We start from the raw sequence: 12,480 nt of genomic DNA on the forward strand, positions 1-12,480 counted from the left end.
GTGTGAGCCGGTTCGCGTCAGGCCTGCGGAGGGCGGAGCGCCGGGTCCGTCGATGCGCCAGCGAGTGCCGCCTCGGACCGGGGGAAGGGCTGCGCCTCGGCGATGGCCGTCGACCTGCCGGCGGTGTCGCCGGACGTCACCATGACGTGGTGCCCGTGGCAGCTCGCGTGGTGGAGGCAGCCCTTCTTGCAGCCGCCGGGCATCTGGTCGCCACTCGCGTCCGCATCGCCGTCGACGGCCTGGGCGATCTCGGCGCAAGCGATGGAGGATTGCGCGTGCGCGACCGATCCCACCGTCAGCGACAGTGAGAGTGCGAGCATCGCGAACAGGCTGAACAGCCGGGCTATCGGGCGGTTCGTAGCACGGGCCTCGCCGCGTGTCAGCGACGGGCGCATTACCTGGGGCCGCCGTCCATAACCGAGCGGAGATCGTCCGGGATCGGCATGGGGCGGAAGGCGCTCACGTTCGACCGCCCTGTGTTGCCGACGGGGACGCGCCCCGTCATCGCAGCGAGGGGTGCGAGGGCGAGACGCGCCACTTGGCCGGCAACTTCGCGCAGATCATGCAGACGAAGCGCGTACATGAGCATGCTCCAGTGCACGCGTAGGTGCAGCGGCAGCCTGGGCTGTGACAGGATGTGGGCACGCTCGAGCGCCCACCATGCGCCGCCAACGTCCCCGACGCGGGCTGCGGCGCGGTGGCGCGCCAGTTCGGCATCGACCAGGTGGGGGATCGATGATGATGGGTGCGAAGGCTTCATGCGGTCCTCGCCGAGGAAGGCCGCCTGCCCGAAATAATGCTGCTGCAAGCCATTTTCCACCTCGTGCGACTCGACGTGGAGGGGTAGATGCACCCTGTAGCTGCTGCAGGGTCAAGGGGAAGTTCGGGTGAAGATCGGCGAGCTCGCGCGGGCCACCGCCACGAAGGTGGAGACCATCCGCTTCTACGAGCGGATCGGGCTGCTGCCGGAGCCCGCCCGAACCGACGGCAACTACCGCGACTATGGGCCAGACCAGCTCGCCCGCCTTTCCTTCGTGCGTAGGGCCCGCGACCTCGGTTTCACCCTCGACCAGGTGCGGGAGCTGCTCTCGCTGGCCGACGATCGGGACAGGTCGTGCAAGGCGGTGGACGTTGTCGCCCGCGAGCATCTGGCGGAGGTCGACCAGAAGATCGCCGACCTGCGTTCGTTGCGGAAGGAGCTGAGCGGGATGATCGACCAGTGCGGCCAGGGAGCGATATCCGAATGCCGCATTATCGAGGCGCTGGGGCCTTCGTGATCCGGGCGGGTTGACCCTGTAGCGGCTACAGGGTGCACATGGGTGCGACTCGCTTTTGGAGGCTGACGATGAGCGACTGCGGATGCGAGGCCGACACGGCCCGGGCCGGTGTGGACCCCGCCTATCGACGCGCCTTGTGGATCGTCGTCGTGCTGAACCTTGGCTTCGGCGCGTGCGAGCTGGTCGGCGGCTTCGTCGCCGGATCGCAGGCGCTGAAGGCCGACTCGCTCGACTTCCTCGGCGACGGCTCGATCACGCTGGTCGGACTGCTGGCGCTCGCGTGGTCGGCGGCCGCCCGCAGCCGCACCGCCCTCGTGCAGGGCGTCTTCCTCGGCGTCCTCGGGGCCGGCGTCCTCGTGTCGGCGATCTGGCGCGCGTTCAACGCCGTCCCGCCCGAGGCCGACCTGATGGGCGGCATCGGGGTCGTCGCCCTGGTCGTGAACGTAGCGGCCGCGCTGGTGCTGGCGCGGTTCCGCGGGAGCGGCGACGCGAACGCACGCGCCATCTGGCTGTTCTCGCGCAACGACGCGCTGGCGAACGTGGCGGTGATCGCCGCCGCGGCGCTGGTCGCGTGGACCGGCAGCGCCTGGCCGGACCTGGTGGTGGCGGGCGTCATCGCGGTGATCTTCCTCCACTCCGCGTATGACATCATCCGCGACGCACGGCGCGAGATGGCCGAGCGTAAGCCGAGAGGCCGGAGGTGACTGCGCAGACCTACACGCCCCCGCTCGGCACCGGCGACACGGCCGACTACGACCGGGCGATCCGTCGCTGGACGCGCGAGATGCGCTGGCGTCAGGCGATGTTGGCGGCGCTCGAGCCGGCACCCGGCGAGACGATCGCCGACGTGGGGTGCGGCACGGGCAGCTTCGTCGTGATGCTGAAGTCGGCTGCACCCGCCTCCACCGTGATCGGGATCGATCCGGACGACGAGGCGCTCGCCATCGCTCGGCGTAAGGCCGCCGATGCCGGCGTTGAGATCGAATGGCGCAAGGGGTTCGCGCGCGACGTGACGGGCCCCGCGGACGCGGTCGTGTCGAGCCTCGTCTTCCACCAGATGCCTCTGGTCGAGAAGCGCGCCGGCATGGCCGCCATCTATGCGGCGCTCCGTCCTGGCGGCAGGGTGCTGATCGCTGACTATGGGCGGCAGCGCGGGCTGATGCGCCTGTTGTTCCGGCTCACCATCCAGCGGCTCGACGGGGTGGAGGACACGCAGCCGAATGCGGACGGCATCCTTCCGGACCTGATCCGCGAGGCGGGCTTCGAGAAGGTGCGCGAGGTCGACCGCATCCATACGATCACGGGCAGCATCACTCTGCTGGAGGGTCTGCGACCCGGCTGACGTGGGAGGAACGGTCATGGACATCGCGGCCGAGCAGCGGCTCGTCAGGCGGGGTGCCGCGACGGCGTTCCTGTTGACGTCGGCGGTATGCGCAGCCTCGGTCGTCTTCCTGCCGCAGCTGATCCCGATGCCCGGCGGGCTTGCAGAGCGGCTGGCGTTCGGGGTCCAGGCGGGCGTCCCGCACCTGCTCTGCTTGGTCGTGGCGATCCGGCTGGTGTCGAAGGGACGCTACGAGTCCGCGGCCGACATCGGCGGGGCGGCGGCGGGGCCGCCCAGTCCCGTCCTCGCGGTCAAGGCCGCGTTCCTCCAGAACACGATCGAGCAGGCCTTCGTCGGCGTCTGGTGCCAGCTGGTCCTCGCTTCGGTCGCGGACGGTGCCGTGCTCGCCCTTCTTCCCGCGTCCGGCCTGCTGTTCGCCGTGGGGCGCGTGCTGTTCTACCGCCGCTATGCAGGGGGAGCGGGAGCGCGGGCGCTGGGCATGGCGATGACCGTGCTGCCGTCGCTCGCCTGCCTGGGCGCTGCGGGCGTCCTCGCCACTGTGCGGCTATTCGGCTGGTAGCGCCCGCTCTGAGGCTGCCGGCCGGGCGCGGCCGCTCCGCCGGAAGCCCCAGACCAGTGCGAGCACTGCGCACACCTGCGCCCCGAGCGTCTCGACGGTCGGATACAGTCCCAGCATCTCGATGCGCGGGACGTTCTCTATGGGCGCGACACCGATGATGCCCGCCTCCTGCAGGCCTGAGATGCCCTTGCCGGCGAGCACCACCGCGAGCACCGCGATTAGCGCCGAGCTCCACCCGAAGAAGCGCGAGATCGGCAGCCGGGCGCTGAAGCGGAGCATCACCCATGCGATGACCGCCAGGAGCGCGATGGCGGTCCCGGCGCCCGCGAGCATCGCGCCGCCGTTCCCCTCGGCCCAGAGTGCGGCGTAGAACAGGATGGTCTCGAACACCTCACGGTAGACGACAACGAACGCCAGCAGGAACAGGAACCAGCCGGAACGCCTGGTCAGTGCGGCGGTGACCCGCTCCCGCACGTAGCGCTGCCATGCCTCGGCGCTGCTCTTTCCGTGCATCCAGATGCCGACCATCAGCAGGATGACGGCGGCGAACAGCGAGCCGAAGCCCTCGGTCAGCTCGCGCGACGCGCCGCTCACGCTGATGAGGTGGGTGGCGACGAACCAGGTCGCGACGCCCGCGGCGAGCGCGGTCATCCACCCGGCGTGGACGAGCGGCAGGACCGACTGCCGGTCCGTCTTGCGCAGGAACGCGATCATGGCCACGACGATCAGCAGCGCCTCAAGCCCCTCGCGCAGCAGGACGCCGAAGGCGCCGAGGAAGCTCGACGCGCTGCTGGCGCGCTCGGGCGCGAGTGCGTCCTCGGCCTCGCCGAACAGCGAGGCGAGCTCGTGGTTGGCCGCTTCCACTTCGGCGACCGGCCTGCCGGTGCCGATCGCAGCGCGCAGGCGTCCCATCGCCGTCTCGATGCGCGCCATCAGGGCCGCGTCGCGTGCGGCGAGGACAGGCTCCACCGGTTCGAACCCGTCGAGATAGGCTGAGAGCGCCAGGTCGGCGGCCGCCCTGCGGTCGCCTCGGCGGTATGCGGCCAGGCTGGCGTCCAGGCGTTCCCGGGTGAGCGCCAGTGAGCCGTCCGGGCGGCTCGTCACGGCGTCGGGGTGCCGGCGCAGGAACGCCGTGACGGCCGCTGCCTTCTCCGGCCCGAGCTCGGTCGACAGGGCGGCGGGCGTGATGCCGACGAGGGCGGCGAGATTCGGCAGCCGCGCGCGGATCGAGGCATCACTGCGCCAGAGCCGTTCGCCTTCGCGTGCGAGCGCATCGGGGTAGGCGAAGCCGCCCGCCTCGAACGCGAGCGCCCAGCGGTCGGCCTCCGGCAGGCCGGCGAAGCTCGGCATGGCGGTGCCCTCAAGGCCTTGGGAGATCACCTGGTAGAGGCCGAAGAGGCTGCGCTGGTCGGCACGGCCTTTGTCTGTGAACGCGATCGGCGGTGGATCGAGGCGGGTGGCCTGCGGTCCGCGTCCGTCTCCCGTTGCGCCGTGGCAAGACGCGCAGTTCTGCGCATAGAGTGTCCGCCCCCGCGTGACATCCGGCGGCGTGGCCGGTGCCAGCGGGACCGGGTATGCGGCGAGCAACGCCTGCGCGAGACCCTTGGCCTGGACTGCGACCGCGTCGGCTGGCGCCTTGCCAGCGATCGTGCGTCTCAGCGCCTGCGAGCGACGGACCAGGTCGGGCTTGGTGGCAGTTGGTGGCAGGCCGGCGACCCGCGCCTCGATCTGCGCCGCGAAATCTCCCATCTCGGCGTATTCAGCGGCGTTCCTGACCTGCCCGCCCGAGACGGCCTCGGGATAGTCGACCGCCACATAGTCGAGCAGCCGCCAGGTGGTCTGCACGTCCGCGTCGCGCGACTGGGCGCTCGCAGACGCCGCCCACGCACCTGAGAGCAGCAGGGTCGCGGCGAGGCAGGTGAACCAGCGGTAGAGCATGACGGCGACGTGTCGGGACATGGTAGGGCTTCTTGCGAGTCGCTCGCTTCTTGCACCCTCTAGCCCCTACAGGGTCAAGGGGCGGCGGCGATCCGGAAGCCGCCAGGTTTCGTTCCGGCGCGGTCGGCGTCCACCACGCTGGCCTAGGCCTTCCCCTTGATCGCGATGGCGGAAGGGTCTTCGGCTGCGGCCTTCTGGCCGGCCGCCTTGCGCTCCGAATACCTGTCGACGAGCTGGGCCGCGTGCGGCCGCATCAGCACCGTGATGCGGACCAGCTCCTCCATCACGTCGACGATGCGGTCGTAATAGCTGGACCGCTTCATGCGCCCGGCCTCGTCGAATTCCTTGTAGGCCATGGCGACCGACGACTGGTTGGGGATCGTGAACATCCGCATCCACCGGCCGAGCAGCCGCAGCGTGTTGACCGCGTTGAACGACTGCGATCCGCCAGACACCTGCATGACGGCGAGCGTGCGGCCCTGGGTCGGCCGCATGCCCTTCATCTCGAGCGGGAGATGGTCGATCTGCGCCTTCATGATGCCGGTCACCTGTCCGTGCCGCTCCGGGCTGCACCAGACCATGCCCTCGGACCACAGCGCGTGTTCGCGCAGCTCGTGGACGGCCGGATGATCGTCACCGGTTACCTGGTCGGGCAGCGGCAGGTCCGACGGATCGAAGACGCGGGTCTCGGCGCCGAACAGCTGGAGCAGCCGCGCAGCTTCCTCGGTCGCCAGGCGCGAGAACGACCGCTGACGGAGCGAGCCATACAGCAACAGGATGCGGGGCGGCGGTTTGTCGTCGCCGAGACCGGCAGCGGGCCGGTGGATCACGAAGTCGCGATCGAGCGCCGGCAGGACGTCCACGTCGTGCAGCTGGCGGAGGCGGCTCATGCGAGTTCCTTGACGAGATATGAGGCGCTCGCTGGGCAGAGCGACGAGAACTGGGCGGTGCCGGTGATTGCGGCCGGGGCCGTCGTGCGGTCGCCGTCGCGATAGCCGCGCCCGCGAAAGAACCCGGCGACGCTCGTAGTAAGCAGGTGCAGGCGCTCGACGCCTTCCCGGCGCGCTAGCGCCTCGGCATGAGCCATGAGAAGCCCACCATGTCCTTGGCGCTTGCGGCTCGGCAGCACCACCAGCGAGCGGAGCAGGCGATCCGGTCCATCGCCCTCGATGCCGATGAACCCGATCGGCCCGTTGTCGTCGGACAGCTCGAAGAAGGCGCGGCCTGGGTGGTCGAGGTCGTCGGTCGGAAGACCGGCGGCGTCCAGCGCCAGCTTCAGGATGTCGCGTGCACCGCCTGCCAGTGGGGCGAAGATCGTACGGTTCACGCCGGAGCGCCCTCATACCAGAAGCGCGTGCGCTTGACGATGGCGACGACGCTCAGCATGACGGGCACCTCGACCAGCACGCCGACCACCGTCGCCAGGGCTGCACCGGACTTGAGGCCGAACAGCGAGATCGCCGCCGCAACCGCGAGCTCGAAGAAGTTGGACGCGCCGATCAGCGCGGCCGGAGCGGCGACGCACCACGCCACGCCGAGCCGCCGGGACAGCCAGTATGCGATGCCTGCGTTGAGATAGACCTGTATGAGGATCGGCATGGCGATCAGCGCGATTATGAGGGGCTGCGCCACGATCTGCTCGCCCTGGAAGCCGAAGAGCAGCACCAGCGTGGCGAGCAGCGCCATGAGCGAGGCGGGGCCGAGCGCTGCCAGCAGCCTTTCTAGCGCCGGCTGGCCGCCGCCGGCGAGCAGGGCCCGGCGGATGCCCTGCGCGACGATCACCGGGACGACGATGTAGAGGGCGACCGACAGCAGGAGCGTGTCCCAGGGCACGGTTACCGAGGCGACGCCGAGCAGCAGCGCGACCAGCGGCGCGAACAGGAAGACCATCAGCACGTCGTTGAGCGCGACCTGGCTGAGCGTGTAGCTCGGCTCGCCGTCGCATAGGTTCGACCAGACGAACACCATGGCGGTGCAGGGCGCAGCGGCCAGCAGGATAAGGCCCGCTATGTAGGACTGGATCTCCCCCGCCGGCAGCAGCGGCGCGAATAGCCAGCCGAGGAACATCGTCCCGAGCGCGGCCATGGAGAAGGGCTTCACGGCCCAGTTGACGAATAGCGTGACGCCGACGCCCTTCCAGTGCTGCCGGACCGAGCCGAGCGCGGCGAAGTCGATCTTCAGCAGCATGGGGATGATCATCAGCCAGACGAGCGCCGCCACGACGAGGTTGACGCGCGCCACCTCGGCGGCAGCGATCGCGGCGAAGACCTTTGGGATCGCCTGTCCCAGCGCGATCCCCGCAATGATGCACAACGCCACCCAGAGCGACAGGTAGCGCTCGAACGTGCCCATCAGCGCACGCGCTGGCCGGAGGCGTCGACGACCTGTTCGCCGTCCTCCTTGGCGAAGGCGCCACGCTGCGGCCCGGGCAGGATGTCGAGCACGGACTCGGATGGACGGCACAGGCGCACGCCGAGCGGCGTCACGACCAGCGGCCGGTTGATCAAAACTGGGTTCGCCATCATCGCGTCGACGAGCGCCTCATCGCTCAAGGCTTCGTCGCCCAGACCGAGCTCACCGTATGACGTGCCCTTCTCGCGCAGCAGCTGCCTTGGGGTTAGACCTGCTCGCTCGATCAGCTGGATAAGCAGCGCCCGGGCGGGCGGCGTCTTGAGATACTCGACGACGTGCGGCTCGATGCCGGCGTTGCGGATCATCGCCAGCGTGTTGCGTGACGTCCCGCATTCGGGATTGTGGTAGATCACGATGTCGGTCGGCATGTATCGGCTCATGTCAGCAGCAGGAGAGTTCGGCCAGCAGCGGCTCGCACAGGTCCGCGCGGCCCTGGCAGCAATCCTTGGCGAGGAAGACCATCAGCGCGCGCAGCGTGTCGATCTCCGCTCGCTGGATCTGCTGCCGGCCGCGCTTCTCAGCCCGGACCAGTCCCGCCTTCGCCAAGACCGCGAGATGCGTCGAGAAGGTGCTCTGTGTCAGGGCCGTTGCCTCGACGAGCTCGCCCGTGGACAGTCCGTCGGGCTCGTGCCTCACCAGCAGGCGAAAGGCGGAGAGCCGCGTGGGATGTGCAAGCGCGGCAAGCGCCGCTAGAGCGATCTCATCCGTCATTCATCGGCAATAGCCGATGTGATCCTGATGATCAACATCCATCGGGTCTGACCGATCCTTCCGTCGCCCGATACGCTCTGGTGCTAATCCATCAGCGGATCGAATTCAGCGGAAACGGGCACGGTAGCTTTGCGCGAGATCGTCCTGCTCCTCGGCCTCCTCCTCGTCGTCCGCGTCGATGTGGAGCAGCACGGTCTGGAAGCCGTTAGCCTGGTCCAGAACCTGCATGCGCAGATCGGGTGCTCGACTGCGTTCCGGCCGGATCCAGTCCGAGGGATCGGCGCGGTCCCATGAACCACCGCCGAAGCGCGTCGACGATGATGTCGGCGCAACATCGCCTGCACGCAGGACGAGCGATGGAAACGAGCGGGAAGGACGCGCATACCGCACGCGCCCGTTGCGGACGAAGACGAACGCGCACGTCTCACCGGAAAGCTCCGCATAGCGGTTCGCTGCCGCCTCCAAGCTGACGTCGTAGGTCGTGGCGAGCGGGCGCAGATGGCCAACGTCGGGTGAACCCATGCCGTCCGTTTGCGCTGCAAACCAAGGCTTGGGCATCAGCAGGCCGGCCGCGAAGCGGTTCGCCTGCGCCTCCTCCTTCTGGTGGAGCGTCTCGCGTCCGCGCTCCATCAGATCCCTGGCCGTGCAGCGCTTGTCGCCCCGGTGGGCGGCGATCAGGAAGTGCCCTAGCTCGTGGGCGATCGTGAATCGGCGTCTGGGCGCGGCCATCCCGACGGCGGACAGGATGATGCCCTTCGTCTTCTCGAGGTCCGTCATCAGCGCGCCTACGAACCCGTCGACTTCCAAGTCGCGGAATTCGAGGATACCGACGTTGAGCGCGAACGTCTCGACATCCACTGGCGGCCTCCAGTCGCGATGGTGGTCAAGGATGACCGCGAGGAGGCGCTCGGGGGATCCGCAATCGGCGAGATCCATCAGCAGCGCCTCGTTGACCATCACCGGTCCTTGAGGCTCGCCGCGACGGTTCGGAGCGTCTCCCAATCCCGTGTCGACAGGTCACCGCTGAACTCGCGGAAGAACTGGAGAGCCGCCGGATCGCGTTCCTCGGCCTCGGCATCATCGGTCAGATAGGCGATGGTGACCGAGAAGTGCTCGGCGAGTTTTCGCACCAGCTCGATCCCGGGATTGCGGCTCTTGCCCGTCTCGAGCTCCCAGATGTGCGCCTTGGACACGCCAACTCCGTCGGCGACCTGCTGAAGCGATTGCCGGCTACGCGTGCGCAGCTCCTTCAGCTTCGTGGCAAGTGACAAGCTCATACCTCCCCGGCACCAACCGGCGCCGTCTGATGAATCTTACGCTACGTGCGCGCTGGTTTACAAGACGTTTCTCGTTCACTATATCTTACACCATGTAGGAAAGGGCTGATGATGGTCGACGAGTCGGACGCGGTGAAAAGGAGTGCAGCGGACCTTCCGCGGCGGATCCTCGCGATCGACGGCGGTGGCCTCAAGGGTGCGCTCCCTGCTGCCTTCCTCGCCGAGATGGAGCGCCTAACCGGCAAGCGCGTCGTCGATCAGTTCGACCTCATCGCCGGCACATCCACTGGCGGCATCATCGCGCTTGGACTTGGACTGGGACTCAGCGCGGCTGAGATTTGCCGCTTCTACGTGGAGCGGGGGCCGACGATCTTCGACCAGGCGCCACTGCGTGGACCGCTCGCAGGTCTGCGAGCGAAGTGGCGTGGCCTCCGGCGCACCGCGCGCCACGTCGGCACCGTCAAGTATGAAGCCGCGGAGCTGCGCAGGGCACTCGAGGAGGTGTTCGGCACCCGCCGGATCCGCGATAGCACGACGCGGCTGGTGATCCCCGCCTATGACTCCGCCCATGGCGGCCCTTACGTCTTCAAGACGGCGCATCACGAGCGCTTCCGAGTCGATCACGAGCGGCTCGCGGTCGATGCCGCACTCGCCACCGCGGCTGCACCTTCATTCCTTCCGGCGCACAGCTTTGAGGGTGCTTCGCACCTGCTCGACGGCGGCATCTGGGCAAACAACCCCATGGGTTCGGCGGCCATCGAGGCGGCCAGCATCCTGTGCTGGCAGATGGACCAGGTCCGTATGCTGTCGCTCGGCTGCACCGACACCCTCCATCCGGTCAAGGAGGTGGTCGGCATGAAGGATGTGAAGTGGCTGCTGGAGTTGATGTTCCAAGGGCAGGATCGGTTCAGTCAGGCGACGGCCAAGCTGCTGCTCGGCCATCCGCATACCAATCCGCACCTTCACCGCATCAACCCCATGGTCGAGCCCGGCTTCGTCTCGCTGGACGATGCATCCAAGGTCGAGACGTTGGTGCAGATGGGACGAGCCAGCGCTCGGGCGCAGCTGCCGATCCTCGAGAAATGCTTCTTTATCGGCACGCGGGAGCCGTTCGTCCCGTCCAACATCGACGAGAGGAACTGAGATGCTGCATTCGACGCCCGTCGACCGATACTATGACGATCTGCTCGCCGACGTGGCCCGGCGGATCCAACTCACGCCCACTGCCTACAAGGAGGCAGTGGGGCACTTCGACGCGGTCAGCCGCTATCTCGACGAGCACGAGAGCGGCTTCCCGGCCTACAGCCCTGTGATCTATCCGCAGGGTTCGTTCCGCATGGGATCGACGATCTCGGCCTATGACGATCGAGAGGATTACGACATCGACCTGCTCCTCGAGCTGGCGCTCGATCCGCAGTCGGATCCAGAGGCGGTGTTGCGCCTCGTCGCGCGGTCGCTTGAACAGGGCAAGGGTCGGCTGAAGTTCACCACCTGCGAGATCAAGAAGCGCTGCGTGACGCTCGGCTACGCCAACATGCACCTGGACGTGACGCCGGCGGTGCTGGTGCCGTTCAGGGATCCGCGTGTGATAACGATCTTCGATCGACACCCGCAGCGTCCCGACCATGCGCTGGCGAACCCGGAGGGCTTCGCCCGCTGGTTCGACGGGCGCGTGCGCCCGCGCAGCGTGATCGCTACCCGCGCCACCCGGGCTCAGGTGGTGCCGGTGCCGGAGCAGACCCCGGCCGAACACAAACTTGACCGGCTGCTCGCCATCCAGCTGCTCAAGCGCTTCCGCGACATCCGCTGCGATCGCGGGGGCTACGACCGCTGTCCGTCCGTGTTGCTGTCCTGCCTCGCCGCTCAGGCCCCGCAGGGCACCGGCCTCGTTACGGACCTGCGCTCTACCGCATTGCATGTCGCCCGCGAGGTATCGGTCGCGAACCTTCGGGTGGAGAACCCCGCGTGCCGCGACGACGTGCTGTCCGACCGTTGGCCGAGGAAGAGCGGATCCAACCATCGTTTCGCCGCCGACCTCGTCTTTCTAGCCGAGCGGCTCGACGAGCTTGCGCGTGCCGACGGCACTCAGGTGCGCAAGCTCGATATCCTAAAGGACCTGTTCGGCGAGAATGCGGCGCGCGGTGGCTTCCAGCAGGCACTGGACCGAGCCGCCGCGCAGAGCCGGTCGGGCCAGTTCGCCGCCGGAAAGACAGGTGCGGTGAGCTTCGCCGGGGCGGTTCCCGCCGGAAGCGTCGCGGCGCCGACGCATCGCTTCTACGGCGAACCCGCGCGGTGATCCGGAACCCGGGCGTTTGTTGGTCTGAGCCGCTTTACACGGCCGGCTCAACAAATTGGCGTCCGAGGTTCGCGGAAGTGCTGTCCGGGATGCAGGCGAAGGCGATGGCCGATAAGTTCCCAGGTTTGCGCCCGGTGCTCGATCTTCCCTGGGTGACGATCTGGGAGGGCGAGCTGCGTCCGGTTTCGGAGGCCTATTTCGTCCGAATAGTTGATCATCGCGGCGCCGACGATGGCCGGTTCGCGTTCGTCAGTCGGTGGCCCAGCGTTCGCGTATTGTCCCCCTTGTCGCGCCGCGATGAGGCGCCGCATGAGCCGGTGCCGCACCTCTATGGCGGCCACGACAATCCGCGTGGTGCCGAACTCTGCCTCTTCCATCCGCGGAGCCGCGACTGGAACGACTGGATGTTGCTGGCGGACTCGATCGTCCCCTGGGCGGCGGAATGGCTCTACTATTACGAGATGTGGCACGTCACCGGCGTATGGGGCGGCGACGAATGGCTTCACGAAGATCCTGCACCGCGGACGGCGAGCCCGGAACTGTCCGAAAACCAACCTGGCCGACATCGCAGAGTGGAGGCGCCCTTGCTCCGGAGCATGCCCTTTCTGCTTAACGCCTGAGCTTACGGCGGGTGGTCGCCGGCGGCTTTGATGCCTCGGTTGACCCAG

Annotated in this window: 17 protein-coding genes; 7 read left to right on the top strand and 10 right to left on the bottom strand. The window is 68.1% G+C overall.

Going from position 1 to position 12,480, the window contains the following annotated elements; all coding sequences use genetic code 11:
* Positions 1–17: 17 nt before the first annotated feature.
* Together ACH0BU_RS05490 and ACH0BU_RS05495 are read right to left on the bottom strand one after the other, a co-directional pair.
* Complete coding sequence (locus ACH0BU_RS05490; RefSeq protein WP_164518864.1) at positions 18–320, bottom strand: hypothetical protein; 303 nt, start codon at positions 318–320, stop codon at positions 18–20.
* Between the two features lie 74 nt (positions 321–394).
* Positions 395–853, bottom strand: a complete 459-nt coding sequence (locus ACH0BU_RS05495) for a DUF3703 domain-containing protein (protein WP_500263854.1) — start codon at positions 851–853, stop codon at positions 395–397.
* Between the two features lie 34 nt (positions 854–887).
* On the opposite strand from ACH0BU_RS05495, the gene ACH0BU_RS05500 reads away from it, so the two are divergent.
* The 4 genes from ACH0BU_RS05500 to ACH0BU_RS05515 all read left to right on the top strand — a co-directional run bounded on the left by ACH0BU_RS05500 (position 888) and on the right by ACH0BU_RS05515 (position 3,178).
* Positions 888–1,277, top strand: a complete 390-nt coding sequence (locus ACH0BU_RS05500) for a MerR family DNA-binding protein (RefSeq protein WP_314470418.1) — start codon at positions 888–890, stop codon at positions 1,275–1,277.
* Positions 1,278–1,345: 68 nt separating this feature from the next.
* Positions 1,346–1,981 carry a cation diffusion facilitator family transporter gene (locus tag ACH0BU_RS05505; RefSeq protein WP_069318665.1) on the top strand — a complete coding sequence of 212 codons (636 nt, stop codon included), beginning with the start codon at positions 1,346–1,348 and terminating at the stop codon, positions 1,979–1,981.
* Positions 1,978–2,619 (top strand): class I SAM-dependent methyltransferase, encoded by a 642-nt coding sequence (locus ACH0BU_RS05510; protein ID WP_069318664.1) that lies wholly within the window; start codon positions 1,978–1,980, stop codon positions 2,617–2,619. The genes ACH0BU_RS05505 and ACH0BU_RS05510 overlap by 4 nt, the downstream gene beginning before the upstream one ends.
* 16 nt (positions 2,620–2,635) lie before the next feature.
* Positions 2,636–3,178 carry an MAPEG family protein gene (locus ACH0BU_RS05515; RefSeq protein WP_069318732.1) on the top strand — a complete coding sequence of 181 codons (543 nt, stop codon included), beginning with the start codon at positions 2,636–2,638 and terminating at the stop codon, positions 3,176–3,178.
* Here the strand turns inward: ACH0BU_RS05515 and ACH0BU_RS05520 are convergent.
* The 8 genes from ACH0BU_RS05520 to ACH0BU_RS05555 all read right to left on the bottom strand — a co-directional run bounded on the left by ACH0BU_RS05520 (position 3,164) and on the right by ACH0BU_RS05555 (position 9,516).
* A complete protein-coding gene (locus tag ACH0BU_RS05520) occupies positions 3,164–5,137 on the bottom strand; it encodes a cytochrome c/FTR1 family iron permease (RefSeq protein WP_125944771.1) in 1,974 nt (657 codons plus the stop codon). The genes ACH0BU_RS05515 and ACH0BU_RS05520 overlap by 15 nt on opposite strands.
* Positions 5,138–5,259: 122 nt before the next feature.
* Positions 5,260–6,006: an arsenical resistance protein ArsH gene (arsH, locus tag ACH0BU_RS05525; protein WP_125944770.1), complete on the bottom strand. Its 747-nt coding sequence runs from the start codon at positions 6,004–6,006 to the stop codon at positions 5,260–5,262.
* Positions 6,003–6,443 (bottom strand): arsenic resistance N-acetyltransferase ArsN2, encoded by a 441-nt coding sequence (gene arsN2, locus ACH0BU_RS05530; RefSeq protein ID WP_241212524.1) that lies wholly within the window; start codon positions 6,441–6,443, stop codon positions 6,003–6,005. The genes arsH and arsN2 overlap by 4 nt, the downstream gene beginning before the upstream one ends.
* On the bottom strand, positions 6,440–7,468 hold the full coding sequence (gene arsB, locus ACH0BU_RS05535; RefSeq protein WP_125944769.1) for an ACR3 family arsenite efflux transporter: 1,029 nt from the start codon (positions 7,466–7,468) through the stop codon (positions 6,440–6,442). The genes arsN2 and arsB overlap by 4 nt, the downstream gene beginning before the upstream one ends.
* Positions 7,468–7,896, bottom strand: a complete 429-nt coding sequence (gene arsC, locus ACH0BU_RS05540; RefSeq protein WP_296220280.1) for an arsenate reductase (glutaredoxin) — start codon at positions 7,894–7,896, stop codon at positions 7,468–7,470. The genes arsB and arsC overlap by 1 nt, the downstream gene beginning before the upstream one ends.
* Before the next feature lie 13 nt (positions 7,897–7,909).
* Positions 7,910–8,239, bottom strand: coding sequence for an ArsR/SmtB family transcription factor (locus ACH0BU_RS05545; RefSeq protein WP_125944767.1), 330 nt, complete (start codon positions 8,237–8,239; stop codon positions 7,910–7,912).
* Between the two features lie 105 nt (positions 8,240–8,344).
* Complete coding sequence (locus tag ACH0BU_RS05550) at positions 8,345–9,196, bottom strand: ImmA/IrrE family metallo-endopeptidase (RefSeq protein WP_296220286.1); 852 nt, start codon at positions 9,194–9,196, stop codon at positions 8,345–8,347.
* On the bottom strand, positions 9,196–9,516 hold the full coding sequence (locus tag ACH0BU_RS05555) for a helix-turn-helix domain-containing protein (protein ID WP_296220287.1): 321 nt from the start codon (positions 9,514–9,516) through the stop codon (positions 9,196–9,198). The genes ACH0BU_RS05550 and ACH0BU_RS05555 overlap by 1 nt, the downstream gene beginning before the upstream one ends.
* A gap of 108 nt (positions 9,517–9,624) precedes the next feature.
* Here ACH0BU_RS05555 and ACH0BU_RS05560 point away from each other — a divergent pair, with 108 nt between their 5' ends.
* From ACH0BU_RS05560 to ACH0BU_RS05570, 3 genes are all read left to right on the top strand, one after another.
* Positions 9,625–10,659: a CBASS cGAMP-activated phospholipase gene (locus ACH0BU_RS05560; protein WP_296220289.1), complete on the top strand. Its 1,035-nt coding sequence runs from the start codon at positions 9,625–9,627 to the stop codon at positions 10,657–10,659.
* 1 nt (position 10,660) lies between these two features.
* The gene (locus ACH0BU_RS05565) at positions 10,661–11,812 is read left to right on the top strand and encodes a nucleotidyltransferase domain-containing protein (protein WP_296220291.1); all 1,152 of its coding nucleotides are present in this window, start codon (positions 10,661–10,663) and stop codon (positions 11,810–11,812) included.
* Between the two features lie 104 nt (positions 11,813–11,916).
* The gene (locus tag ACH0BU_RS05570; RefSeq protein WP_296220293.1) at positions 11,917–12,432 is read left to right on the top strand and encodes a type II CBASS E2 protein; all 516 of its coding nucleotides are present in this window, start codon (positions 11,917–11,919) and stop codon (positions 12,430–12,432) included.
* Positions 12,433–12,480: the final 48 nt, after the last annotated feature.

Origin of the sequence: Sphingomonas olei (assembly GCF_045369765.1) — a bacterium.
Taxonomy (GTDB): Bacteria; Pseudomonadota; Alphaproteobacteria; order Sphingomonadales; family Sphingomonadaceae; genus Sphingomonas; species Sphingomonas panaciterrae.

Coding starts and splice junctions, on each gene's coding strand:
- ACH0BU_RS05560 (WP_296220289.1), top strand. CDS start 9,625: ATGATGGTCGACGAGTCGGACGCGGTGAAAAGGAGTGCAGCGGACCTT.
- ACH0BU_RS05570 (WP_296220293.1), top strand. CDS start 11,917: ATGGCCGATAAGTTCCCAGGTTTGCGCCCGGTGCTCGATCTTCCCTGG.
- ACH0BU_RS05490 (WP_164518864.1), bottom strand. CDS start 320: ATGCTCGCACTCTCACTGTCGCTGACGGTGGGATCGGTCGCGCACGCG.
- arsC (WP_296220280.1), bottom strand. CDS start 7,896: ATGCCGACCGACATCGTGATCTACCACAATCCCGAATGCGGGACGTCA.
- ACH0BU_RS05505 (WP_069318665.1), top strand. CDS start 1,346: ATGAGCGACTGCGGATGCGAGGCCGACACGGCCCGGGCCGGTGTGGAC.
- arsB (WP_125944769.1), bottom strand. CDS start 7,468: ATGGGCACGTTCGAGCGCTACCTGTCGCTCTGGGTGGCGTTGTGCATC.
- ACH0BU_RS05520 (WP_125944771.1), bottom strand. CDS start 5,137: ATGTCCCGACACGTCGCCGTCATGCTCTACCGCTGGTTCACCTGCCTC.
- ACH0BU_RS05555 (WP_296220287.1), bottom strand. CDS start 9,516: ATGAGCTTGTCACTTGCCACGAAGCTGAAGGAGCTGCGCACGCGTAGC.
- ACH0BU_RS05550 (WP_296220286.1), bottom strand. CDS start 9,196: ATGGTCAACGAGGCGCTGCTGATGGATCTCGCCGATTGCGGATCCCCC.
- ACH0BU_RS05565 (WP_296220291.1), top strand. CDS start 10,661: ATGCTGCATTCGACGCCCGTCGACCGATACTATGACGATCTGCTCGCC.
- ACH0BU_RS05545 (WP_125944767.1), bottom strand. CDS start 8,239: ATGACGGATGAGATCGCTCTAGCGGCGCTTGCCGCGCTTGCACATCCC.
- ACH0BU_RS05515 (WP_069318732.1), top strand. CDS start 2,636: ATGGACATCGCGGCCGAGCAGCGGCTCGTCAGGCGGGGTGCCGCGACG.
- arsH (WP_125944770.1), bottom strand. CDS start 6,006: ATGAGCCGCCTCCGCCAGCTGCACGACGTGGACGTCCTGCCGGCGCTC.